This is a genomic window from Enterobacter sp. 118C5 (assembly GCF_034107645.1).
In the GTDB taxonomy this organism is placed as follows: Bacteria; Pseudomonadota; Gammaproteobacteria; order Enterobacterales; family Enterobacteriaceae; genus Enterobacter; species Enterobacter nematophilus.
The window spans coordinates 332,781-357,085 of record NZ_JAWNEU010000001.1 but is presented as its reverse complement, the minus strand read 5'-3'; the positions used below and the strand labels follow the sequence as shown (position 1 = coordinate 357,085).

General features: G+C 59.8%; 16 protein-coding genes, 2 tRNA genes and 1 other RNA gene. 8 read left to right on the top strand and 11 right to left on the bottom strand.

The features are described 5' to 3' along the window. Positions 1-96: 96 nt before the first annotated feature. The 5 genes from UTO39_RS01665 (at position 97) to UTO39_RS01645 (ending at position 1,984) form a co-directional block, all read left to right on the top strand. The gene (locus UTO39_RS01665; protein ID WP_320726282.1) at positions 97-555 is read left to right on the top strand and encodes a YchJ family protein; all 459 of its coding nucleotides are present in this window, start codon (positions 97-99) and stop codon (positions 553-555) included. Positions 556-601: 46 nt separating this feature from the next. Beyond that, positions 602-1,444 carry a formyltetrahydrofolate deformylase gene (gene purU / locus UTO39_RS01660; protein ID WP_003856715.1) on the top strand — a complete coding sequence of 281 codons (843 nt, stop codon included), beginning with the start codon at positions 602-604 and terminating at the stop codon, positions 1,442-1,444. Between the two features lie 159 nt (positions 1,445-1,603). Continuing rightward, positions 1,604-1,688, top strand: a tRNA-Tyr gene (locus tag UTO39_RS01655). A 35-nt stretch (positions 1,689-1,723) separates the two neighbouring features. After that, a tRNA-Tyr gene (locus tag UTO39_RS01650) sits at positions 1,724-1,808 on the top strand. A 45-nt stretch (positions 1,809-1,853) separates the two neighbouring features. Continuing rightward, positions 1,854-1,984, top strand: a non-coding RNA gene (locus UTO39_RS01645) — RtT sRNA. 17 nt (positions 1,985-2,001) lie between these two features. Here UTO39_RS01645 and UTO39_RS01640 read toward each other — a convergent pair. Continuing rightward, the gene (locus UTO39_RS01640) at positions 2,002-2,457 is read right to left on the bottom strand and encodes an Lrp/AsnC family transcriptional regulator (RefSeq protein WP_320726281.1); all 456 of its coding nucleotides are present in this window, start codon (positions 2,455-2,457) and stop codon (positions 2,002-2,004) included. A 108-nt stretch (positions 2,458-2,565) separates the two neighbouring features. On the opposite strand from UTO39_RS01640, the gene UTO39_RS01635 reads away from it, so the two are divergent. Then, complete coding sequence (locus UTO39_RS01635; RefSeq protein WP_320726650.1) at positions 2,566-3,462, top strand: DMT family transporter; 897 nt, start codon at positions 2,566-2,568, stop codon at positions 3,460-3,462. On the opposite strand, the gene narI is transcribed toward UTO39_RS01635, so the two are convergent. From narI to UTO39_RS01610, 5 genes are all read right to left on the bottom strand, one after another. Continuing rightward, a complete protein-coding gene (narI, locus tag UTO39_RS01630) occupies positions 3,459-4,136 on the bottom strand; it encodes a respiratory nitrate reductase subunit gamma (protein ID WP_021240339.1) in 678 nt (225 codons plus the stop codon). The genes UTO39_RS01635 and narI overlap by 4 nt on opposite strands. Next, positions 4,136-4,846: a nitrate reductase molybdenum cofactor assembly chaperone gene (gene narJ / locus UTO39_RS01625; RefSeq protein WP_061097972.1), complete on the bottom strand. Its 711-nt coding sequence runs from the start codon at positions 4,844-4,846 to the stop codon at positions 4,136-4,138. Before narJ ends, narI begins: the two co-directional genes overlap by 1 nt. Continuing rightward, on the bottom strand, positions 4,843-6,378 hold the full coding sequence (narH, locus tag UTO39_RS01620) for a nitrate reductase subunit beta (RefSeq protein WP_119915826.1): 1,536 nt from the start codon (positions 6,376-6,378) through the stop codon (positions 4,843-4,845). The genes narJ and narH overlap by 4 nt, the downstream gene beginning before the upstream one ends. After that, a complete protein-coding gene (locus tag UTO39_RS01615; RefSeq protein ID WP_320726280.1) occupies positions 6,375-10,118 on the bottom strand; it encodes a nitrate reductase subunit alpha in 3,744 nt (1,247 codons plus the stop codon). Before UTO39_RS01615 ends, narH begins: the two co-directional genes overlap by 4 nt. Positions 10,119-10,500: 382 nt before the next feature. Beyond that, positions 10,501-11,898 (bottom strand): NarK family nitrate/nitrite MFS transporter, encoded by a 1,398-nt coding sequence (locus UTO39_RS01610; RefSeq protein WP_047364940.1) that lies wholly within the window; start codon positions 11,896-11,898, stop codon positions 10,501-10,503. 309 nt (positions 11,899-12,207) lie between these two features. Between UTO39_RS01610 and narX the strand changes: the two genes are divergently transcribed. Beyond that, on the top strand, positions 12,208-14,004 hold the full coding sequence (gene narX, locus UTO39_RS01605) for a nitrate/nitrite two-component system sensor histidine kinase NarX (RefSeq protein ID WP_320726279.1): 1,797 nt from the start codon (positions 12,208-12,210) through the stop codon (positions 14,002-14,004). After that, positions 13,997-14,647, top strand: a complete 651-nt coding sequence (gene narL / locus UTO39_RS01600) for a two-component system response regulator NarL (RefSeq protein WP_003856701.1) — start codon at positions 13,997-13,999, stop codon at positions 14,645-14,647. Before narX ends, narL begins: the two co-directional genes overlap by 8 nt. A 3-nt stretch (positions 14,648-14,650) precedes the next feature. On the opposite strand, the gene UTO39_RS01595 is transcribed toward narL, so the two are convergent. From UTO39_RS01595 to ntrB, 5 genes are all read right to left on the bottom strand, one after another. Beyond that, positions 14,651-16,057, bottom strand: coding sequence for a YchO/YchP family invasin (locus tag UTO39_RS01595; protein ID WP_320726278.1), 1,407 nt, complete (start codon positions 16,055-16,057; stop codon positions 14,651-14,653). Positions 16,058-16,132: 75 nt separating this feature from the next. Next, positions 16,133-18,631, bottom strand: a complete 2,499-nt coding sequence (locus tag UTO39_RS01590; protein ID WP_320726277.1) for a nitrate reductase — start codon at positions 18,629-18,631, stop codon at positions 16,133-16,135. After that, on the bottom strand, positions 18,628-22,614 hold the full coding sequence (gene nirB / locus UTO39_RS01585; protein WP_320726276.1) for a nitrite reductase large subunit NirB: 3,987 nt from the start codon (positions 22,612-22,614) through the stop codon (positions 18,628-18,630). The genes UTO39_RS01590 and nirB overlap by 4 nt, the downstream gene beginning before the upstream one ends. Positions 22,615-22,627: 13 nt before the next feature. Next, the gene (locus UTO39_RS01580) at positions 22,628-23,416 is read right to left on the bottom strand and encodes an ABC transporter ATP-binding protein (RefSeq protein ID WP_253542348.1); all 789 of its coding nucleotides are present in this window, start codon (positions 23,414-23,416) and stop codon (positions 22,628-22,630) included. Between the two features lie 9 nt (positions 23,417-23,425). Beyond that, positions 23,426-24,304 (bottom strand): nitrate ABC transporter permease, encoded by an 879-nt coding sequence (gene ntrB / locus UTO39_RS01575; protein ID WP_320726275.1) that lies wholly within the window; start codon positions 24,302-24,304, stop codon positions 23,426-23,428. Between the last annotated feature and the right edge of the window lies 1 nt (position 24,305).

Sequence of the window (24,305 nt, the reverse complement as noted above, 5' to 3'; positions counted from 1 at the left end):
CCTGGATTCCTGACATAGCGTCAACGCAACTGCTCAGTTAACATAGTGCTACCCGAGGCGTTTTACGCCCTTATTTTTTGTTCCAGGAAGAGAATCGTGTCTCAACTCTGCCCTTGCGGTAGCGCTCTGGAGTATAGCCTATGTTGCCAGCGATATCTTTCTGGCAATCAGGTTGCACCGGATCCGTCACACCTCATGCGTTCACGGTATACTGCTTTTGTGATCAAAGACGCAGACTACCTGATAAAAACCTGGCACCCGTCCTGCCACGCCGCCGATTTCCGACAGGAAATTGAAACCGGGTTCGCCAACACCCGCTGGCTTGGACTTACCGTGTTTGAATCCTCACCGGGCAGCCACGACGACGAAGGCTTTGTCAGCTTTGTTGCCCGTTTTACCGAGAACGCCAGGCTCGGCGCCATTATCGAGCGTTCCCGGTTCTTAAAGGAAAGCGGGCAATGGTATTATATTGACGGTACGCGTCCACAGTTTGGTCGTAACGATCCCTGCCCTTGTGGTTCAGGAAAAAAATTCAAAAAGTGTTGCGGGCAGTAACGCCTGACAACCCAGACTTCGCAAATACAAACAGGATTTCCCGGCGATGCAATCATTACAACGTAAAGTTCTGCGCACTATCTGTCCCGATCAAAAAGGGCTGATCGCACGAATTACCAATATTTGCTACAAGCATGAACTGAATATCGTGCAGAACAACGAGTTCGTTGACCACCGTACCGGTCGCTTCTTCATGCGCACCGAGCTGGAAGGCATTTTCAACGACACCACCCTGCTGGCCGATCTGGACAGCGCGCTGCCGGAAGGCTCCGTGCGTGAGCTGAATCCTGCAGGCCGTCGTCGCATTGTGATTCTGGTGACGAAAGAGGCTCACTGCCTGGGCGATCTGTTGATGAAAGCCAATTACGGCGGTCTGGACGTGGAAATTGCCGCCGTTATCGGCAATCACGAAACCCTGCGCACGCTGGTTGAGCGTTTTGATATTCCGTTTGAGCTGGTGAGCCATGAAGGCCATACCCGTGAAGAGCACGACAACCTGATGGCTGCTGCCATTGAAGCGCATAACCCGGACTACGTGGTGCTGGCGAAATACATGCGCGTGCTGACGCCTTCCTTCGTGGCCCGCTTCCCGAACAAGATTATCAATATCCACCACTCGTTCCTGCCGGCCTTTATTGGCGCCCGCCCATACCATCAGGCGTACGAGCGCGGCGTGAAGATCATCGGCGCCACCGCGCACTACGTGAATGACAATCTGGACGAAGGCCCAATCATCATGCAGGACGTGATTCACGTGGATCACACCTATACCGCAGAAGATATGATGCGCGCCGGACGTGACGTTGAGAAGAACGTGTTGAGTCGTGCCCTGTATCAGGTGCTGGCGCAGCGTGTCTTTGTCTACGGTAACAGAACTATCATTCTTTAATCTTTCGGAAAATGAATTGATTAGCTTTGCGCCTTTACGGATAAAAAGCAGGCAAACAGCTTCATTTCCCTAAAGGAATGCTTTACAGGGGCGTCTCATTTGATATGATGCGCCCCGCTTCCAGCAGGAAGCAGGCCAGTAAAAAAGCTATTACCCCGTGGTGGGGTTCCCGAGCGGCCAAAGGGAGCAGACTGTAAATCTGCCGTCATCGACTTCGAAGGTTCGAATCCTTCCCCCACCACCATCTCTCAGCACGACCTCAAAATTTGAATTACCCCTGGTGGGGTTCCCGAGCGGCCAAAGGGAGCAGACTGTAAATCTGCCGTCATCGACTTCGAAGGTTCGAATCCTTCCCCCACCACCATCATTTCCAAACGACTCTTAACTTTCTGTTCGCACCGGGCATCATGCATTTCCGTAACGGGGAAGGATGAGAAGCTTCGACTAAGGTTCGATTCGAGCGTAGCGAGAAAGCGTTGCCGCAGGCAACGACCCGAAGGGCGAGGCGCAACGCGCCGAGTCATCCTTCCCCCACCACCATCATTTCTAAACGACTCTTAACTTTCTGTTCGCATCGGCGGCAACCGGCGCTTTACCGGCGAACTTTTCACAATCGACGTATTACACTGGGCATGCTCCGCCAGCCCGTCCAGCAGCACATCCAGTTGCTCAATCGATCGCACCACCAGCCTGATCACAAAGCAGTCTTCCCCGGTCACCTTGTCGCTCTCAATACACTCCGGCATCGCCTGAATGTATTTATCCACCTTATGCAACAGCCCCGGCAAAGGCCGCACGCGCACCAGCGCCTGCAGCGTATACCCCAGCGCCGCGAGATTCACCCGTGCACCATATCCCTGAATCACGCCCCGCTCCTCCAGCCGCTTCAGACGTTCTGCCGTGCTGGGGGAGGTCAGGCCGATGCGGCCGCTGAGCATCTTCAAAGACATGCGCGCATCTTCTACCAGGCAGGCTAAAATTTGCCGGTCGATATCATCAATAAGGTATTCCACTCGTTTCACCTAATTTTAAAAAGCAGTTAACGCCTTCAACCTTATATCACCCCTGTAAAACCCGACAGCGTTTTTCGACAATAGGGTCATTCAATCAGGAGGTGGATGATGCGTGATTTCCATAAAGGCGTCTGGCAGATGAGCCTGGCGATGTTGATTTCTGGCTCTATCGGCGCGTTTGTTTTGCTCAGCGGCCTGCCGGTGACGGAAGTGGTGTTCTGGCGCTGCCTTATTGGGGCAATGGCGCTTTTCATTTTTATCCGGGTAAGTCAAAAGCCCTTTAGTCCCCTCACCCGCACCACGCTGCTGCTGGCAATTCTCGGCGGCGTGGCTTTAGTGGTGAACTGGCTGCTGCTCTTCGCGGCCTATGAACGCATCTCTATCGGCCTCTCTACCGTGGTCTATAACACCCAGCCGTTTATGCTGGTTCTGATGGGGATGTTTTTAGGCGAGCGCGTCAGCCTGGTGAAATGGGGCTGGCTGTTCCTCGCCTTTGGCGGTGTGGTGATACTGCTCTCCAGCGAGCTGACCGGCGCCCACGGCACTGAATGGCTGGCGGGTATCGGTCTGGCCATGGCCGCGGCCTTCTTCTACGCGCTTACGGCAATCATTGCGCGCAAACTGAAAACCATCGCACCGCAGCATATAGCCTTTATCCAGGTGCTGACGGGCGTGGTGATGCTTCTGCCGTTTGCCAGCCTGCCGTCATTTTCCGGTGATTTTCCCTGGCCGATCCTGCTGACGCTCGGCATCGTCCATACCGGCATTATGTACCAGCTGCTGTATAGCGCGATTCAAAAGCTACCTACCCCCATTACCGGCTCCCTGTCATTTATCTATCCGGTGGTGGCGATTGTTGTCGATAATGTGGTGTTCGGACACTCGCTGAACCTGACGCAGCTGGCGGGCGGCGCGTTGATCCTGTTTGCGGCAGCGGGCAACAACCTGGGCTGGGGCGAAAAAAAACCCCGCGAGTGCGGGGTTGGTATCAAAACGCTGAATTAGCGGCGGGCGCGCACAATCTGGTATTTGCGCGTCAGGTACTCCACCGGCGCGCTCCAGATGTGCACCAGGCGGGAGAACGGGAACAGCACAAACAGCGTCATGCCCAGCACAAGGTGAACGCGGAAGATAAACGCCACGCCGTCCAGGTGCTCAGACGCTCCGCCGTGGAAGGTCACCACGGACTGCGCCCAGCCCACCAGCTTCATCATCTCGCTGCCGTCCATATGCTGCGCCGAGAACGGAATGGTCAGCAGGCCCAGCGCACACTGCACCATCAGCAGGGAGAGGATCAGGATGTCCGCTGCGGTGGTGGTCGCACGCACGCGCGGGCTGAACAGACGACGTTTCAGCAGCAGCAGGCCGCCCACCAGGGTCATCACACCGCAGGCACCGCCGGCGATCATCGCCATCTTCTGCTTCACCTCAATCGGCAGCCACGCTTCGTACATCCAGTGCGGGGTCAGCATCCCGAGGAAGTGACCGGCGAAAATCCCCAGGATCCCGATGTGGAACAGGTTAGACGCGACGTGCATCCCCTTACGATCCAGCATCTGGCTGGAGGCAGCACGCCAGGTGTACTGGCCGTAGTCATAGCGCAGCCAGCTTCCCACCAGGAACACGGTGCCCGCGATATACGGGTAAATGTCAAAGAAGAACATATTCAGGAAGTGCATTAGTGCCGTCCTCCGTTAGAGATATTCAAATATTGCGGGGCAACCGCGCCGGCAAAACGACGCTGGTGAGCGGAGATTTCAGACTCGCCGCAGTTCTGGTCAGCAAAGAATTTCACCTGCTCTTCTTCCCAGACCGCGTCCAGCGCCTGCGGGGTATCGTCGCGGGCTTCATCCGCGATTTTCTCCGCCACTTTTTCACTGTCTACAGAGGTGTTAGCCAGCTTCACCAGCAGGTCGAACAGCACCGCATAGCGGCTCTCGCGCTGCTGAAGACGCGCGCCGAGCAGCGCCAGAATCGGGGCGATGTCCTGCAGACCGCCCAGCGCCTCTTCTTTTGGCAGCTGCGCCAGATACTCAAGGTACAGCGGCAGGTGGTCCGGCAGCTCGCGGCTGTCGAGCTGCAGGCCGTGCTGCTCGTACTGGGCCATCAGGTCCACCATCGCCTGACCGCGGTCGCGGGATTCCCCGTGAACGTGTTCAAACAGCAGCAGCGACGTCGCGCGCCCGCGGTCAAACAGCTGGCTGTAGTCCGCCTGGGCATCGAGCAGATCGCGCGCCAGAAGATCGCGGAGGAAAACGCCCAGCTTCTGGGCATCGTCTTTATCCAGGTTTTCAGATGACGCGAGTGCATCAAAGAGTTCCTGCTGATGCTGCGCAAGCGCAGCATCCGGGTACTCGAGCAGACGCGAAACAATGACGAGTTCAATCATTGGTGCGGCTCCGTTTTGCTGGTCACATCCATGGCGTCGATGCGGCGGCTGTTGAACAGGTTGAATTTGCTGTCGGACCCGTGGCAACCGTCACCGAAGGTAAAGCCACAGCCATTTTTCTCCGGGAAGGCCTCGCGGGCCAGCTCGCGGTGGCTGCTCGGCACAACGAAACGGTCTTCGTAGTTGGCAATCGCCAGGTAGCGGTACATCTCCTGCGCCTGCGCTTCGGTCAGGCCCACCTCTTCCAGCGCGCGGGTATCGTTCACGCCGTCAACGGTTTCAGCACGTTTGAAGTGGCGCATCGCCAGCATACGTTTCAGCGCCAGCAGTACCGGCTGGGTGTCCCCTGCGGTCAGCAGGTTGGCCAGATACTGAACCGGGATACGCAGGCTCTCCACGTCCGGCAAAATGCCGTTGCTGCCCAGCTCGCCCGCGTCAGCGGCAGACTGAATTGGCGACAGCGGCGGCACGTACCAGACCATCGGCAGCGTTCGGTATTCCGGGTGCAGCGGGAGGGCCAGCTTCCAGTCCATCGCCATTTTGTACACCGGAGACTGCTGCGCGGCGTCAATCACGCTCTGCGGAATGCCGTCCTTCAGCGCCTGCTCAATCACCTTCGGATCGTTCGGATCGAGGAACACGTCCAGCTGGCGCTGATACAGATCTTTCTCGTTCTCGGTGCTTGCGGCATTCTCAATCGCGTCAGCATCGTACAGCAGCACGCCGAGGTAGCGGATACGGCCTACGCAGCTCTCTGAGCAGACGGTCGGCATACCGGCTTCGATGCGCGGATAGCAGAAGATGCACTTCTCTGACTTCCCGCTCTTCCAGTTGAAGTAGATTTTTTTGTACGGACAGCCGGTGATGCACATGCGCCAGCCGCGGCACTTGTCCTGGTCAATCAGCACGATGCCGTCTTCTTCACGCTTGTAGATGGCGCCGCTTGGGCAGGTCGCCACGCACGCCGGGTTGAGGCAGTGCTCGCACAGGCGCGGCAGATACATCATGAAGGTGTTTTCGAACTGGCCGTACATCGCCTTCTGCATGTTCTCGAAGTTCTGGTCCTTCGCGCGCTTTTCGAATTCGCCGCCCAGAATTTCTTCCCAGTTTGGACCGCTGGTAATTTTGTCCATGCGCTGACCTGTGATCAGCGAGCGAGGACGGGCGATCGGCTGGTGTTTGCTTTCCGGCGCGTTGTGCAGGTTCTGGTAGTCGTAATCAAACGGCTCGTAATAATCCTCAATGCCCGGCAGGTGCGGGTTAGCGAAGATTTTACCCAGCAGCATCGCGCGGTTACCCATGCGCGGCTGCAGCTTGCCGTTGATTTTACGGATCCAGCCGCCCTTCCACTTCTCCTGGTTTTCCCAGTCGGTCGGGAAGCCGGTGCCCGGCTTGCTTTCCACGTTGTTGAACCAGGCGTACTCCATACCTTCGCGGCTGGTCCAGACGTTTTTACAGGTCACTGAACAGGTGTGGCAGCCGATGCACTTATCGAGATTCAGCACCATGCCGACTTGTGAACGAATTTTCATTTTACGCTCTCCTGTACCTGGTCATTGCCTTCGCCATCCAACCAGTTAATGTTCTTCATCTTACGTACCACCACGAACTCATCGCGGTTCGATCCTACGGTGCCGTAGTAGTTAAAACCGTAGGCCAGCTGCGCATAGCCACCGATCATGTGGGTCGGCTTCGGCGTAATACGGGTGACGGAGTTGTGGATCCCGCCGCGCTGCTCGGTGATCTCGGACCCCGGCAGGTTCACGATACGTTCCTGCGCGTGGTACATCATGGTCATCCCGGCCGGTACGCGCTGGCTCACCACCGCACGCGCCGTCAGGGCGCCGTTGCTGTTAAACACTTCGATCCAGTCGTTATCTTCAATGCCCAGATCTTTGGCGTCCGCTTCGCTCATCCAGACGATCGGGCCGCCGCGCGAAAGCGTCAGCATCAGCAGGTTGTCGCTGTAGGTGGAGTGGATCCCCCACTTCTGGTGCGGCGTCAGGAAGTTCAGCGCCTTCTCCGGGTTACCGTTGGATTTCGCGCCCATCACCGCTTTCACGGAGCGGGTGTCGATTGGCGGACGATATACCAACAGGCTTTCACCGAAGTCGCGCATCCACTGGTGATCCTGATACAGCGACTGACGGCCGGACAGGGTACGCCACGGGATCAGCTCGTGAACGTTGGTGTAGCCGGCGTTATAGGACACGTGCTCATCTTCAAGTCCTGACCAGGTCGGGCTGGAGATAATCTTGCGCGGCTGGGCCTGAATATCGCGGAAGCGGATCTTCTCTTCCTCTTTATTCGTCGCCAGATGCGTGTGGTCGCGACCGGTAAATTCGCTCAGCGCCGCCCAGGCTTTCACCGCCACGTGGCCGTTGGTTTCCGGGGCCAGGGTCAGGATCATCTCTGCCGCATCAATCGCCGTGTTCAGCATTGGCTGGCCTTTGGCCGGGCCGTCCGCTTTGGTGTAATTGAGCTTGCGCAGCAGATCCATTTCGCTCTGGGTGTTCCAGGCGATCCCCTTCCCGCCGTTACCGATTTTTTCCATCAGCGGGCCGATAGAGGTAAAGCGTTCGTAGGTTGCCGGGTAGTCGCGTTCAACCGGAATGATGTGCGGTGCGGTGACGCCCGGGATCAGGTCGCACTCGCCTTTTTTCCAGTCCTTCACGTCCAGCGGCTGCGCCAGTTCGGCGGCGGAGTCGTGCTGGATGGGCAGCGTCACCACGTCGGTCTCTTTGCCCAGGTGGCCTACGCAGACTTCAGAGAATTTCTTCGCGATGTCTTTGTAGATATCCCAGTCGCTTTTCGATTCCCACGCCGGGTCAACGGCCGCGGAAAGCGGATGAATAAACGGATGCATATCCGAGGTATTCATGTCGTCTTTTTCATACCAGGTGGCGGTTGGCAGCACGATGTCGGAGTACAGGCAGGTGCTGGACAGACGGAAGTCGAGGGTCACCACCAGATCCAGCTTGCCGTCGAGACCGTTGTCTTTCCACTCCACCTCTTCTGGCTTCACGCCGCCCTGCTTGCCGAGATCTTTACCCTGAATACCGTTTTCGGTACCGAGCAGGTATTTCAGCATGTACTCGTGGCCTTTACCGGACGAGCCCAGCAGGTTGGAGCGCCAGATGAACAGGTTACGCGGATGGTTTTTACCGTTTTCCGGCTGTTCTGCCGCGAAGCGAATGGAGCCATCCTTCAGGGATTTGACGGTGTAATCCACCGGCGACATCCCCGCCTGCTTCGCCGCTTCCGCAATGCGCAGCGGGTTAGTGCCCAGCTGCGGCGCAGACGGCAGCCAGCCCATACGCTCGGCGCGCACGTTGAAGTCAATCAGGTGGCCGCTGTAGCGGGATTTATCCGCCATCGGCGACAGCAGCTCCTGCGCGGTCACCGTCTCGTAGCGCCACTGGCTGGAGTGGTTATAGAAGTAGGAGGTGCTGTTCATGTGGCGTGCCGGACGCTGCCAGTCGAGAGCAAACGCCAGCGGCTGCCAGCCGGTCTGCGGACGCAGTTTTTCCTGGCCCACGTAGTGCGCCCAGCCGCCGCCGCTCTGACCGACGCAGCCGCAGAAGATCAGCATGTTGATCAGACCGCGATAGTTCATATCGAGGTGATACCAGTGGTTCAGACCGGCACCGACGATGATCATGGAACGACCGTGGGTTTTGTCGGCGTTTTCCGCAAACTCGCGGGCGATACGAACGATCTGCGCGCGCGGTACGCCGGTGATCTGCTCCGCCCAGGCCGGAGTGTAGGCCTTCACGTCGTCATAGCCGGTGGCGCAGTTTTCGTCGTTCAGACCGCGCTCCAGCCCGTAGTTCGCCATGGTCAGGTCATAGACCGTAGTGACCAGCGCGGTAGAGCCGTCGGCCAGCTGCAGGCGCTTAACCGGCAGCTTGTGCATCAGCACGTTTTTCAGTTCAACCTTGTTGAAGTGCTCGGAGCCTTCACCGCCAAAGTACGGGAAGCCAACCTCGGCGATCTCGTCCTGGCTGCCCAGCATGCTGAGACGCAGCTCCGTCTCTTCACCGGTGGTGCCATTGCGCTGCTCAAGGTTCCACTTGCCCTTCTCGCCCCAGCGGAAGCCGATAGAGCCGTTTGGCGCGACCAGCTCGCCGTTGCTGTTATAGGCAACGGTTTTCCACTCAGGGTTGTTTTCCTGGCCCAGCGCGTCTACCAGATCGGCGGCGCGCAGCGTGCGGCCCGCGGCATAGTAGCCCTCACGCTCTTCCAGCATCACCAGCATCGGCATGTCGGTGTAGCGACGCACGTAGTCGGTGAAGTACTGGCTCGGTTTGTCGAGGTGGAATTCACGCAGCATGACGTGGCCCATCGCCATCGCCATCGCGGCATCGGTACCCTGTTTCGGTGCCAGCCACAGGTCGCACAGCTTGGCGATTTCCGCGTAGTCCGGGGTGACCGCAACGGTTTTGGTCCCCTTGTAGCGGACTTCAGTAAAGAAGTGCGCGTCCGGGGTACGGGTCTGCGGGACGTTAGAGCCCCAGGCGATGATGTAGCTGGAGTTGTACCAGTCGGCGGATTCCGGCACGTCGGTCTGCTCGCCCCAGGTCTGCGGAGAGGCAGGCGGCAGGTCGCAGTACCAGTCGTAGAAGCTCAGGCAGGTACCGCCGATAAGAGACAGGTAGCGCGCGCCGGAGGCGTAGGAAACCATCGACATCGCCGGGATTGGCGAGAAGCCCGCCACGCGGTCAGGACCGTAGGTTTTGACGGTGTAAACGTTGGAGGCTGCAATCAGCTCGTTCACCTCTTTCCAGGAAGAGCGAACGAATCCACCGCGACCGCGAGCCTGCTTGAAGCTTTTCGCTTTGTCGGCGTCCTCAATGATGGACGCCCAGGCCTCAACCGGATCGCTGTGCTGAACTTTCGCCTCACGCCACATTTTCATCAGGCGTTTGCGCATCAGCGGGTATTTAAGGCGGTTAGCGCTGTAGAGATACCAGGAGTAGCTGGCGCCACGCGGGCAGCCGCGCGGTTCGTGGTTCGGCATATCCGGACGGGTGCGCGGATAGTCGGTCTGCTGCATTTCCCAGGTCACCAGACCGTTTTTAACGAAAATCTTCCAGCTACATGAGCCAGTGCAGTTTACACCGTGGGTAGAACGGACGACTTTGTCATGCTGCCAGCGCTGGCGGTAACCGTCTTCCCAGTCCCGGTTGGTATCCAGAACCTGGCCGTGCCCATCGGCAAAAGTTTCACCCTTCTGTTTGAAGTAGCGAAACCGGTCCAAAAATTTGCTCATCGGGTATCTCCTGTATGGAGCCTGTGGCTCTCTAAATCGACATTGCTGATTTGCAGCGAAGGTAACGCCCTGAAAGAGGGGGAGAATTGATAACGATCAAGACGAAGAGGGACTTTAAAAGGAGGGGTTAGACCAAATACCACCAAAGCGGTATATTTTTAAATCTAATAAATAAATGATTTATAAACATATTTTTCATTCATCGTACAATAACCCCAGCAAAATTTAACATCTCAGGTATTAAGGGGTAGACATGCCTGCAAAGCGATGGCGATCACAGTGTTACCCGCAGGCAACTGCCGTAAAAGCTTTCAGTATGTTGTAACTATTATGCAGTCTAAAAAAAACGCGGCCCGATGGCCGCGCAAACGGATAATCATACTTACTTATTTTTCTTGGTATTACGGCCATATACCAGCCACGTAATCACAACGCAGGCGATATAGAAGACGAGGAAGACTTTCATGGCGCCGGCCGGAGAGCCGGTCAGGTCAAGCGAGATGCCGAACGCTTTCGGAATAAAGAAGCCGCCAATTGCGCCAATCGCAGAGATAAAGCCCAGAGCCGCAGCCGTATCCGTCGCCGCCTCACGCATGGCCTGCTCTTCGCTGCCGCCCTGCGCTTTCACGCGATCCATCGTCAGCTTGCGGAAGATCACGGAGATCATCTGGAAGGTGGAAGCACTCCCCAGCCCGGCCGTCAGGAACAGCACCATAAACACGCCGAAGAAGGCAAAGAAGTTACCGCCCTGCCCGTCAGAAGGCAGCGTCAGGAACAGCAGCGCGCAGAAGACCGCCATCACAATAAAGTTCACCAGCGTCACGCGGGTACCGCCCAGACGGTCAGAGATCATGCCGCCCAGCGAACGCGCCAGTGCGCCAATGAACGGGCCGAAGAAGGCGAACTGCAGGATCTGCACGTCCGGGAACTGGGTTTTCGACAGCATGGCAAAGCCCGCTGAGAAGCCGATAAACGAACCGAAGGTAGCCAGATACAGCAGCGCCATTACCCAGAGGTGTCCACGCTTCAGCACCGGCAGCTGCTCGCTCAGGGATGCCTTCGACGCAGACAGGTCATTCATAAAGAACCATGCGGCCAGGGTGAAGACCACCAGGAACGGAACCCAAATCCAGGCCGCGTTCTGCAGGTAGAGGGAAGAACCATCCGCCTGCTCGACGCCGCCGCCACCGAAGGCGGCAAAAATAGAAACAGAGATCGCCAGCGGCGCAATCAGCTGCATCACGCTCACGCCCATGTTGCCCAGACCGCCGTTAATACCCAGCGCGCCGCCCTGCTTCGCTTTCGGGAAGAAGAAGCTGATGTTCGCCATGCTGGAGGCAAAGTTCGCCCCCGCGAAACCGCACAGCAGGGAAATGATCACGAACACGCTGAACGGCGTGGAGGTATCCTGCACCGCGAAGCCGAGCCACACGCAAGGGACGATCATGATGCCCGTACTGAACGCCGTCCAGCGACGGCCGCCGAAGACCGGGACCATAAACGCGTAAGGCACACGCAGCAGCGCGCCCGAAAGCGACGGCAGCGCGGTCAGCATAAACAGCTGATCGGTCGTGAACGTAAACCCTACTTTCGGCAGGTTTACCGCGACCGCGCTAAACAACATCCATACGCAAAACGCTAAAAGCAGGCACGGAACGGAAATCCACAGATTTCGGCTTGCTACACGATGGCCGCGCTGTTGCCAGAACGCCGGATCCTCTGGACGCCAGTCTGTAATAACGGCACCATTTTCCCTTTCGGGAGCGGATGAGTGACTCATAGACACCTCTGATTCTCGAATGATGCTGCAAACATTAGGGTTTTAGGGCGGCGGTAAGTTGATATAAATCAAAGGAAAAGTGCGGGGATTTGCGGCGCAAAAAAAGAGGTTACCCTAAGTGAGTAGAATAATTCGGTAAAAAAGCCGTGGTTTTTCACTGCACTGAAGGTTCCTTGCTACCCCCGCCTCTTCACCTATACTCCGTTGGCAATTTAGGGGTAATCCTTTATTGGTATGGGTATACTCCAGGGTATGCACCAGAATAGCGCCATTCCTGCAAGCAGGCCACGTCAGGAGCCCGGCAACTCTATGTTAAAAAGATGTTTATCACCGCTGACTCTCGTCAATCAGCTAGCCCTGATTGTTTTGCTGTCTACCGCCCTTGGCGTGACCGGCATGGCGATTTCCGGCTGGCTGGTACAAGGGGTACAGGGTAATGCACATGCCATCAACGAGGCAGGCTCGCTACGCATGCAGAGTTACCGCCTGCTGGCGTCGGTCCCCCTGACGCAAAACGATCGGCCCTTAATTGATGAAATGGAGCGCACGGCCTTCAGCCCCGAACTGGAAAACGCCGCCATCCGCGCCGGCCAGCAGTCCCAGCTTAAAGCCCTGCAGGGCTACTGGCACACCCAGCTGGAACCCGGCCTGAAACAGGCGCGCAGCACCGAAACCGTTGCGCAGGACGTAGCGGGTTTCGTCTCCCGCATTGACGCGCTGGTCTCCTCTTTCGACCAAACCACCGAATTACGCATCGACCGGGTGGTGATGGTACACCGTGCGATGGCGCTGTTTATGGGCCTGCTGCTGATCTTCACCATTATCTGGCTGCGGGCGCGTCTGCTGAATCCCTGGAAACAGCTGCTGGCGATGGCGCGCGCCGTAACGAACAGAGATTTTACCCAGCGCACGCACATCAGCGGCCGCAACGAGATGGCCATGCTCGGCCAGGCGCTGAACACCATGTCGGCAGAGCTCTCCGAAAGCTACGCGGTGCTGGAGCAGCGCGTGCAGGAAAAAACCGCCGGGCTGGAGCAAAAAAATGAGATCCTCTCCTTCCTGTGGCAGGCCAACCGTCGGCTGCACATGCAGGTGCCGCTGTGTGAACGCCTTTCGCCGGTGCTGAACGGCCTGCAAAATCTGACCCTGCTGCACGATCTGGAGCTGCGGGTTTACGATGTGGAAGATGAAGATAATCATCAGGAGTTTACCTGTCAGTCAGACATGTCCTGCGATGATAAAGGCTGTCACCTGTGCCCGCGCGGCCTGCCCCTGCAGGCTTCTGGCGGCACTACCCTGAAGTGGCGGCTGACGGACAGCCACACCCAGTACGGTATTCTGCTGGCCACCCTGCCAGCCGGACGTCATTTGAGCCACGACCAGCAGCAGCTGGTGGACACCCTGGTTGAACAGCTAACAGCCACGCTGGCGCTCGACAGGCATCAGGAAAAACAGCAGCAGCTGATCGTCATGGAAGAGCGCGCGACCATTGCCCGCGAGCTTCACGACTCTATCGCCCAGTCGCTCTCCTGTATGAAAATGCAGGTGAGCTGCCTGCAGATGCAGGACGCGGAGATGCCGGAAAGCAACAAGCAGCTGCTGAGCCAGATCCGCAACGAGCTGAACACCTCCTGGGTACAGCTGCGCGAGCTGCTGACTACCTTCCGCCTGCAGCTGACCGAGCCGGGCCTGCGCCCGGCGCTGGAATCCAGCTGCCAGGAATTTAGCGCCCGGCTGGGCTTCCCGGTGAAGCTGGATTACCAGCTGCCGCCGCGGTTTGTCCCTTCCCATCAGGCGATTCATCTGCTGCAGATCGCCCGCGAAGCGCTGAGCAACGTGCTCAAACACGCTGAAGCGACGGCGGTTACGGTTACCGTCAGCCAGCACGCTAACCAGGTCAGGCTGACGGTTCACGACAACGGTCGCGGCGTGCCGGAAAATGCCGAACGCACTAACCACTATGGTTTAATCATTATGCGAGACCGCGCCCAAAGCCTGCGCGGTGATTGCCAGGTTCGCCGGAGAGAGACGGGTGGCACGGAAGTTGTGGTCACCTTTATTCCCGAAAAACCGCTTACAACTGCTCAAGGAGAAACCCATGACTAATCAGGAACCGGCATCCATCCTGTTGATCGACGACCATCCGATGCTGCGTACTGGCGTAAAACAGCTGGTCAGCATGGCACCCGACATTACCGTAGTTGGCGAGGCCAGCAACGGTGAACAGGGTATTGAGCTTGCCGAATCCCTCGATCCGGATCTGATCCTGCTCGATCTCAACATGCCCGGCATGAACGGTCTGGAAACCCTCGACAAGCTGCGCGAGAAATCCCTTTCCGGCCGCGTGGTGGTCTTTAGCGTTTCCAACCACGAAGAGGACGTGGTCACGGCGCTGAAGCGCGGCGCGGATGGCTATCTGCTGAAGGATATGGAGCCGGAAGACCTGCTGAAGGCGCTGCAGCAGGCGGCCGCAGGCGAGATGGTGCTGAGCGAGGCCCTGACGCCGGTGCTGGCCGCCAGCCTGCGGGCGAACCGCGCCACGTCTGACCGCGACGTCAGCCAGTTAACGCCGCGCGAGCGCGATATTCTGAAGCTGATTGCCCAAGGCCTGCCGAACAAAATGATCGCCCGCCGCCTGGATATCACCGAAAGCACGGTCAAAGTGCACGTGAAGCATATGCTGAAGAAAATGAAGCTAAAATCCCGCGTTGAAGCCGCGGTGTGGGTCCATCAGGAACGCATTTTCTGAGCATTACTCATCCGGCAGCAGCTTCCAGCGCGGGTCGTCGTCAGGTAATGCGACCAGCGGCTGCACCACAGCAAGCGTGATCTCATTGGACGAGACGCGCTGGCCCTTCGCATCTTCCACCACCGCCGAAAGATGCCAGCGGTTTGTTGCCCCTTCAGCGTCATTCCAGGCGGGTATAATCACGCTCCAGCCATCGGTGCTGTCACTTTTCCCCGGTGACGTCAGGCTCAATGCCTGGGTATCACCCTGCCAGTGGATCTGACGAATGCCGTGGGTGCTGCGAACCTGCAGCTTCAGCATAACGGTCTCGCCCCCTTTCAGATCCCACGGCGGGGTTGCCAGCCAGACGGAGAGCGTTTTACGCTGGCGGAATTCCATCACCGGCAGGCTGTTGCGCTCCGGCGAATCATAGCGGCTACCGCGCAGGGATCGCGTGGCCGCGACCTCCCCGGCGGAGAGCTGCTTAACCAGCGGCACCCCGAAGCGGTAGTTGAGCTTCAGCCCGAGGTTGTTCTGGCTCTCTCCGCTTTCGCCCTGCTTATGCGCGGCGGTGAGCGTCACCAGCGGCACGGGGGTATAGTTAAGCCCGAGATTAACCGCCACCGGGTTGTGATACCCGGTTCCGCTGTTGAAGAGGTCAACGTTGTCGCCAAAATACTGCTCGACGCTGACGCTGGTGTTCAGGTGATGAAACCACGGCAGCCAGGCTTTGGCGGTCACGTCATATCCCCGCGCCATGCGCTGCTCCTGGACGTCAGAGCTGTCGCGCCAGCCGGCAAAAGGCTGATAGTAGTTAGCCGACAGGCGCAGATTTTCTCCCCACACCTCCGCGCCCAGCCCGGCACGCTGCAGGTTCTCATCCAGCAGGTTGTCGTAAAAGGTGTTGTAGCCCAGCAGCCATTTTCCGGCCACCCAGCGCTGGCCGATCCCGGCGTTACTGACCAGGCCATCCGTCTGCTGCGTCAGGCCGAGCTGGCTCCAGCTCAGGTAGCGGTTGTTGTCGTTCCAGGGGATAAACCAGCTCCCGCTGCTGCCGTTGAATTTCCCGTCGTTATCCACCAGCAGATTGACGCTGGCATTCCCCCAGGGCGACAGCCAGGATTCAATCTGCTGGTTCACCTCGCCGCTCACCGCGTCGCGCACCTGACCAAAGGCAAACTGCCGCGCCTGCTCGCCCGTGGTCAGGCCGTTGTCGGTCATACTGGCTTCACCAAAGGCTTTCGCCATTTCGGCGAGATGCTTTTCCCCCTCCCCGGTGGGGGCTGCCATACCGAGATCGGGCAGATTGTCCCCGTTATTATCAAAGGGATTTTGTGCCTGCTGGATAAAGGAATTCGGCGCACCGTGAACGGCTCCGGCAATAACAAGGGAGAGTAAAACCAGCGTTCGGAAAGGGGGAGAAACAGTCATCAATGTCGTAAGAATTACCCGGTGCTTACGTAAGAACACCAGGTACCTTAACGCGATTTCTCCCTCTTTGCAGCTTTACTGGGAATTTTCCGGAATTTCCTGAAACATTGTTTTGAGCTCAGGCACGCACGAACCGCAGTTCGTGCCGCAGCGTAGCGTAGCCCCCAGCGCGGTAACGGAACCGCAGCCTCCGGCAATCGCCTCTCGTATCGCGTTTTCTCCAACGCTGAAACAGCTGCAGATGATGCGCCCCGGATCTGTAACCTTCCCCACGCCCTGCCCGTTCAGCAGCGCATGGCGCTCTGCGGGCGTCGAGGGTGGCGACTGAAAAGCGGCTTCTATCACCGGGTGCGCCAGTTCGGGCAAAGCGGTGCCTTCCCAGAAGCCGAGCATCAGATGGCCTTCGTGCCAGGCCAGCACGCTGCTGCGTTCCCCGGCTTGCGCAACCTGCAGCTGCCAGCCCCGCCCGCTGGCATAGTCCATGGCCCACGAGAGCAGCGGCTTATCGCCCGCTATCGTCATTCGCGAGGCTTTACGCCACCAGTGAACCGAAGAGGGCATTTCCGGCCATTCCCGGGCATAGAGCTCCCCCTGCCAGGCGGGCTGCCAGGGCATGATTCTGACCGCGGTTTGCTTACTCTCCGGCTGGCCCGAAGCCGGATCGACGCGCCCTTCCACCAGCGCGTTGACCTTTCCCTGGCGGGCAAACTCCGCGTTCCAGTGCATCGGAGCAAACGCTTCGCCTTCCCGTATTCCGTCGTTGATTCGCACTCTGGCCACCATTACGCCGCGCGGGGAGCCGATCCGCGCCAGCTGGTCGTCGCACAGTGAAAACCGAATGGCGTCTGCGGCGCAAACCTCAACAAACGGCTCCGCGATATGCTGCATCAGCCGGGGCACGTACCCCGTACGGGTCATGGTGTGCCACTGGTCGCGAATTCGGCCAGAGTTAAGGATCAGCGGGTATAATGCGGTGACCGTAGCACGGTGCGGCAGAGGGTTGACGGGAACAACGTTTCGGCGCGGAAAATCCCCCGTCGGCCACTGATAAGGTTCAAGCGTCTCCCACGCTTCACGGGTTAGCCCTGCCAGTTCCTGAAGGTTCAATGCCCGCGCGCCGTCATTTTCAAACGCCGTCAGCGCCGCATGTTCGCAAAAAATCTCGTGCGGATGTTGCCAGGCAAAGGCCTCGCCGTAGCCCAGCCGTTTTGCAACCTGAGAGACGATCCACCAGTCCGGCTTCGCCTCGCCCGGCGCAGGCAGAAACGCGCGCTGGCGCGAAATGCGCCGCTCGGAATTGGTCACCGTGCCGTCCTTCTCTCCCCAGCCCAGCGCCGGAAAACGGATATGGGCAAACCGGCTGGTATCGGTATCTTTCATCACCTCAGAGACAATCACCAGCGGGCAGCCTGCCAGCGCCTGACACACCGCGTGGCTGTCCGGCAGCGACACGGCAGGGTTGGTGCCCATGATCCACACCGCCTTCACCTCGCCGCGGGCGATGGCGTCAAACAGCTCCACCGCCATCAGCCCCGGCGTCTGCGCCAGCCGTTCCGTTCCCCAGAAACGCGCCACCCGCGAGAGATCGTCCGGCTCGAAGCTCATATGCGCCGCCAGCTGGTTTGCCAGCCCGCCGACTTCCCGGCCGCCCATGGCGTTTGGCTGTCCGGTCAGCGAAAACGGGCCGCAGCCCGGACGATTAAATTTCCGGCTGGCAAGATGAACGTTGATGATGGCGCTGCACTTGTCGCTGCCGCTGGAGGACTGGTTGATCCCCATGGTGTAGAGCGTTATCGCGCGGGGCGCGGTAACAAACCAGTCGTAAAAGATACCAATGTCCTCTGATGGCAGGTCGCAAAACGCTGCCACGCGGGCAATTGGCCACTCATCTTCGCCCTGAATCAGATTGAGCAACCCCACAAACAGGCTGGCGTCGCTGCCGGGTTTAAGCGCCAGATGCAGGTCGGCAATATCGCAGGTGGCGGTTTTACGCGGGTCAATCACCACCACCTTCATCTGCGGATTGTTGTGCTTTGCCTGCACCAGACGCTGATAGAGCACCGGATGCGTCCAGGCCGCGTTCGAGCCAGCCAGCACCACCAGATCGCTGTTTTCCACATCCTCGTAGCCGCACGGCACCACGTCTTCGCCAAAGGCGCGCTTGTAGCCCACCACCGCCGACGACATGCAGAGCCGGGAGTTGGTATCGATATTCGCCGCGCCGATAAACCCTTTCATCAGCTTGTTGGCGGCATAGTAGTCCTCGGTTAACAGCTGGCCGGAGGCGTAAAACGCCACCGCCTGCGGCCCCCATGTGTCAATGACCTCCCGCAGCCGCTCGCCCGCCGCGTTCAGCGCCTGCGTCCAGTCCACCTCAAGTCCGTCGACAACGGGGTGCAGCAATCGCCCCTGCAAGCCCGTCGTCTCCCCCAGGGCCGATCCTTTCACACACAGGCGGCCAAAGTTCGCAGGATGGGTGTCATCCCCCCGAACGCTGACCGCGCCACCTTCCACGCTCGCGACCACGCCGCAGCCGACCCCGCAGTAGGGGCACGTTGTCCGGGTTTCCGTCATGAGGCCTCCGCGCGCATCACCAGCTCTTCGTTGCCGACCCACACCTTGCCGTTTTCAATTTTTACCGGCCAGGCGCGCACCGCGGGTTCGCCGTTCTCCACCTGACAGCCGTCGCGCAGGCGAATGCGCTGCTTGTAGAGCGGAGAGATAACGACCGGTTCGCCCGCCGCATCGCCGAGAATGCCGCGCGAAAGCACGTTCGCGCGGCTGCCCGGCTCCAGGTCGTCCAGGGCATAAACGGACGTTCCGAAGCGGAACAGCGCAATCGGTTTGCGGCCAAGCCTCGCGCCGATGCCCGCCTGCTCCGGGATATCCTCAATGCCGCAGATTTCCTGCCAGCGCTTGCTTTCGTCCGACGGCGCGACGTTCACCGCGGTGCGGAACAGCGCCAGGCGGTCAGGATCGTTGAGCGTGGTTTGCCATTCGCACTGGTACGTCTCTACTACCCGGGCCATCTCCTGCTCCAGCTCGTGGGCGATACCGAGACTGTCGTTGAAGATCACCTCCCGCAGATAGTCGAGGCCGCCCTCCAGGTTGTCCATCCAGGTGCTGGTGCGCTGCAGGCGATCCGCCGTGCGGATGTAGAACATCAGGAAACGGTCGACGGTGCGGATCAGCGTTTCGTCATCCAGATCGCTGGCGAAAAGATCCGCATGGCGCGGCTTCATGCCGCCGTTGCCGCACAGATAGAGGTTCCAGCCTTTGTCCGTGGCAATCACCCCCACGTCTTTGCTCTGCGCCTCCGCGCACTCTCGGGTGCAGCCGGAAACCGCCATTTTAATTTTGTGCGGCGCGCGCAGGCCCTTGTAGCGGTGCTCCAGCCGGACCGCAAGGCCGGTGGAGTCCTGCACGCCGTAGCGGCACCAGGTCGACCCGACGCAGGATTTCACCGTGCGCAGGGATTTTCCGTAGGCGTGCCCGGTTTCAAACCCGGCCTCCACCAGCGCCTGCCAGATCTCCGGCAGCTGTTCCAGGGTGGCGCCAAACAGGTCGATACGCTGCCCGCCGGTGATTTTGCTGTACAGGCCGTAGCGTTTCGCAATCTGGCCGATGGCGATCAGCCCGTCGGCGGTCACTTCCCCTGCGGGCATGCGCGGCACGATGGAATAGGTCCCGTCCTTTTGAATGTTGGCGAAGTAGCGATCGTTGGTGTCCTGCAGCGGCAGGTGCGCCGGCTTCAGCAGGTACTCGTTCCAGCAGGAGGCCAGCACCGACCCCACCAGCGGCTTACAGATTTCGCACCCGTGCCCCTGACCGTAGCGGCTGATGAGCTGGTCAAAGGTGCGGATATGGTTGACGCGCACCAGATGGTAAATCTCCTGCCGCGAGTACGGGAAGTGTTCGCAGATGTCCTTTTTCACCTCCACGCCCTGCTCGGCAAGCTGGAACTCCATCACCTGCTTCACCAGCGCGCTGCAGCCCCCGCAGCCGGTCGCCGCTTTGGTGCACTGCTTAACGGCGCCGATATCCGCTGCGCCCGCGCTCACCGCCCGGCAGATATCGCCTTTGCTGACGTTATGACACGAGCAGATCTGCGCGCTTTCCGGCAGCGCCGCCACGCCCAGCGCTTTCGGCGCGCTGCCTGACAACGCGGGTAGTATCAGCGTTTCCGGCTCTTTCGGCAGGCTGATGCCGTTAAGCATCATCTGCAACAGCGTGGCGTATTCGCTGGCGTCACCCACCAGCACGCCGCCGAGCAGCGTTTTGCCGTCATGGCTGACCACGATTTTCTTGTAGATTTGCTGTGGACCGTGCGTCCACTGGTAGCTTAGCGCCCCCGGCGTGCGACCGTGAGCATCGCCAAACGAGGCCACGTCCACGCCGAGCAGCTTGAGCTTGGTGCTCATATCTGCCCCGGTGAAGGTTTTCTCTTCCCCCGCGAGCGCGGCGGCGGCCACGCGCGCCATCTGGTAGCCCGGCGCCACCAGGCCAAAGATTTTCCCCTCCCACAGGGCGCATTCACCGATGGCGAGCACGTTCGGATCGGAGGTCCGGCAGCCGTCGTCAATGCAGATCCCGCCGCGCTCGCCGACAGCCAGCCCGCCGCTGCGCGCCAGCGCATCCTGCGGACGAATGCCCGCAGAGAAGACCACCATGTCCGTTTCCAGCTGTTCACCGTCGGCGAAGCGCAGCACCAGCCCGTCGTACGTAGCAGCAATTTCCGTGGTGGCTTTACTGGTGTGAACGCCAACGCCCAGCGCCTCAATTTTCCTGCGCAGCATCGTCGCGCCGTCATTATCAAGCTGCACCGCCATCAGATTGGGCGCAAACTCCACCACGTGGGTTTCCAGCCCGAGCTGCTTCAGAGCGTTCGCCGCCTCCAGCCCGAGCAGGCCGCCGCCAATCACCACGCCGCGTCGCGAGCCCGCCGCGTGGGCCGCTATGCTGTCCAGATCGTCAAGGGTGCGGTAGACAAAGCAGCCCGGCAGATCGTTGCCCGGTACCGGCGGCACGAACGGGTACGAGCCGGTCGCCAGCACCAGCTTGTCCCAGTGGGTTTCATGCCCGCTGGCGGTACGCACCACGCGCGCGTCGCGATCGATAGCGACGATCTGCTGCGAGAGGCGAATCTCAATGCCGTTATCGGCAAAGAATTCCCCCTCCACCAGCGAGAGCGACGCCGCGCTGCGGCCGCCAAAATATTCCGACAAATGCACGCGGTCATAGGCGGCATAGCGCTCCTCGCCAAAGACGACGATCTGATACTGCTGATGCAGATTGCGGTTAACGCAGTCTTCGAGAAAATGATGGCCGACCATACCGTGTCCAACCACCACCAGAGTAGGTTTTGTCATAGCGTTCTGTCCTGCAACCTGCGGTTGCGTAGTGAAACGATCGAACAGCCAGTCCGCGCGTGCGGGCGCAGCCGTTGCCAGTAAATCGGTAAATGTTGCCGCGCTGCGGCAGTCGCCCATCAGCAGCGCGCCAGCCAGCGCCCCCTGATGGATCAATAACCGACGATAGTGACGGGTTAGCGGATCCCATGAACTCCAGACCGCATCGCCCTCCTGCTCCGCCGCGCGCCCGAGGCTGAATAGCTCCACGCCGGTCACCTTGAGGCGCACGCCGTTGTCGGTCAGGGCAAACGGCGCGGCGGTGTCGCCCGCCAGCCGCGCGGCGAGGATATCCGCCTGCGCCATACAGGGGGCGACCAGGCCAAAGGTCTGGCCGTCAATTTCGCAGCACTCGCCAATGGCGTAGACGTCCGGTGCAGAGGTCCGCATCTGGCTATCCACCACGATGCCGCGCGCGCAGCGAATGCCGCTGGCCTGCGCCAGCGCGACGTTGGGCTGCACGCCGGTCGCCAGCACCACGCGCGCGGCGGCGACGCGGCGTCCGCTGAGCAGCGTCACGCTATCCCCGTTAATCGCCGCGATGCCGGAGGCCAGTTCACAGCTAACGCCCCGCGCCGCCAGCGCCTCTTCCAGCACCACGCCCGCCTGCTGGTCCAGCTGCTGCTCCATCAGCCACGGGCCGCGGTGAACGAGCGTGACGTTGTCACCTGAACGCGCCAGCGCTGCCGCCGTCTCTACGCCGAGCACGCCGCCCCCCAGCACCACCGCCGGACCAGTGATGGCCTGAATGGCGCGGGTATCCTCCAGGGTGCGAAACGTGAACACGTGCGGCGCATCGCCGCCGGGGATCGGCGGCACAAACGGCGTTGACCCGGTGGCAAATACCAGCGCATCCCAGCCCAGCGTGCGGGCGGTGGTCTGCACTTCCCGCGCGTCCACGTCCACGGCAATCGCCCTTTCGCCACGGAGCACCGTCACGCCGCGCTCCTGGTACCAGTCTTCATCCTGAAGGCAGATGTCCGCAGCCGTTTTTTCGCCACCCAGCACCGGCGAAAGCTGGATGCGGTTATAGGCATGCTCCGGCTCGTCACCGATAACGGTGATAGCGAACCGACCGGAAGCACGCCCGGTGAGCGAAGCAATCAGCCGGGTTGCCGCCATGCCGTTCCCGATAATGACCAGTCGCATCAACGCCCCCTCGTTACGCCGCTTTCGGCTGTTTTTCATAGAGGAAATGGAGGATCTGCTGGCGCATGTGGTGATAGCGGCTATCGTCCGCCAGCTGCACCCGGTTGCGCGGGCGCGGCAGGTCAACGCGGAGGATCTCCCCGACGGTGGCCGCCGGGCCGTTGGTCATCATCAACACGCGATCGGAAAGCAGCACCGCCTCGTCCACGTCGTGGGTAATGAGCACGATGGTGGTGTTCAGCGCTTGCTGGATCTGCATCACCGAGTCCTGAAGATGGGCGCGCGTCAGCGCATCCAGCGCGCCGAACGGTTCATCCATCAGCAGCACTTTCGGCTTCATCGCCAGCGCGCGGGCAATGCCGACGCGCTGCTTCATGCCGCCGGAGATCTCCCCCGGACGCTTGTGCAGCGCGTGGCCCATCTGCACGCGGTCGAGGTTGTGCTCAATCCACTCTTTGCGCTCGGCCTTGTTCATGGTGTGACGGAACACCTGATCCACCGCCAGGGCCACGTTGTCGAAGCAGGTGAGCCACGGCAGCAGCGAATGGTTCTGGAACACCACCGCGCGCTCGGGCCCCGGCCCGGCGATTTCGCGGTTATCGCAAATCAGCCCGCCTTCCGTCGGCAGCGTAATGCCGGCGATGAGGTTAAGCAGCGTCGATTTGCCGCAGCCGGAGTGGCCGATAAGGCTCACGGTTTCGCCCTCGTGGATATCAAAAGAGACGTTTTGCAGCGCCAGAAACTCGCCGCTGGCAGTGGAAAAACGCTGGCTCACGGCCTGGACCTGAATTAATGGTTTCATGTTCGCTCCTTATTTTTCCTGCCAGCTAAAGCGACGGGCGATCAGCATCAGCCCCTGCTCCAGCAGCAGCCCGACCACGCCGATGATGACGATGGCGATGAGAATGTTTTCGACGTTGAGGTTGTTCCACTCGTTCCAGATCCAGAAGCCGATGCCCAGCCCCCCGGTGAGCATCTCGGCGGCGACAATCACCAGCCAGGCGATGCCGATGGAGAGGCGTACCCCGGTCAGCACAGCGGGCAGCACCGCCGGGAAGAGAATGCGGCGCATGATGGTCCACTCGGAAAGCTGCAATACGCGGGCGACGTTGAGGTAGTCCTGCGGAATGCGGCGCACGCCTTCGGCGGTGTTGATGACCATCGGCCAGATGGAGCAGATAAAAATGGTCCAGCTCGACGCGGGCTCCGCCTTCTGGAACAGCAGCAGGCCGATGGGCAGCCAGGCCAGCGGGCTGACCGGGCGCAAAAGCGCAATCAGCGGGTTAAACATGCGCGCGAAAAAGGTGAAGCGGCCAATCAAAAAGCCCAGCGGAATACCCGCCAGCGCCGCCAGGCCAAAGCCGATGGCAACGCGCTGCAGTGACGCAAGCACGTTCCAGCCAATGCCCATATCGTTAGGCCCGTCGCGATAAAACGGATCGGCAAACAGGGTAATGGCGGAATCGAGCGTGCTGAGCGGCGTCGGGAAGCCTTTGCTGTTTATCGCCGCCAGCTGCCAGAGCACCACCAGCAGCCCAAGGCCGAGCAGCGCCGGGATAACGCGCTGGAAAAAATCGTTCATCCGGCGCGCAAAGGCGGGCGTGCGGCGGCGAACCTGTACCGGAGGCAGGACAATCACTTCCCCGCTTTCTGGCGTCTCTTGTGGTTTTGTGTTTTGCAGATGCGGCATA

Excerpts from the sequence above, each read along its gene's own strand:
- purU (WP_003856715.1), top strand. The coding sequence starts at position 602 with ATGCAATCATTACAACGTAAAGTTCTGCGCACTATCTGTCCCGATCAA.
- UTO39_RS01610 (WP_047364940.1), bottom strand. The coding sequence starts at position 11,898 with ATGAGTCACTCATCCGCTCCCGAAAGGGAAAATGGTGCCGTTATTACA.
- UTO39_RS01635 (WP_320726650.1), top strand. The coding sequence starts at position 2,566 with ATGCGTGATTTCCATAAAGGCGTCTGGCAGATGAGCCTGGCGATGTTG.
- UTO39_RS01580 (WP_253542348.1), bottom strand. The coding sequence starts at position 23,416 with ATGAAACCATTAATTCAGGTCCAGGCCGTGAGCCAGCGTTTTTCCACT.
- narL (WP_003856701.1), top strand. The coding sequence starts at position 13,997 with ATGACTAATCAGGAACCGGCATCCATCCTGTTGATCGACGACCATCCG.
- narI (WP_021240339.1), bottom strand. The coding sequence starts at position 4,136 with ATGCACTTCCTGAATATGTTCTTCTTTGACATTTACCCGTATATCGCG.
- UTO39_RS01615 (WP_320726280.1), bottom strand. The coding sequence starts at position 10,118 with ATGAGCAAATTTTTGGACCGGTTTCGCTACTTCAAACAGAAGGGTGAA.
- narX (WP_320726279.1), top strand. The coding sequence starts at position 12,208 with ATGTTAAAAAGATGTTTATCACCGCTGACTCTCGTCAATCAGCTAGCC.
- ntrB (WP_320726275.1), bottom strand. The coding sequence starts at position 24,304 with ATGCCGCATCTGCAAAACACAAAACCACAAGAGACGCCAGAAAGCGGG.
- narJ (WP_061097972.1), bottom strand. The coding sequence starts at position 4,846 with ATGATTGAACTCGTCATTGTTTCGCGTCTGCTCGAGTACCCGGATGCT.
- UTO39_RS01590 (WP_320726277.1), bottom strand. The coding sequence starts at position 18,631 with ATGACGGAAACCCGGACAACGTGCCCCTACTGCGGGGTCGGCTGCGGC.
- narH (WP_119915826.1), bottom strand. The coding sequence starts at position 6,378 with ATGAAAATTCGTTCACAAGTCGGCATGGTGCTGAATCTCGATAAGTGC.
- UTO39_RS01595 (WP_320726278.1), bottom strand. The coding sequence starts at position 16,057 with ATGACTGTTTCTCCCCCTTTCCGAACGCTGGTTTTACTCTCCCTTGTT.
- nirB (WP_320726276.1), bottom strand. The coding sequence starts at position 22,614 with ATGCGACTGGTCATTATCGGGAACGGCATGGCGGCAACCCGGCTGATT.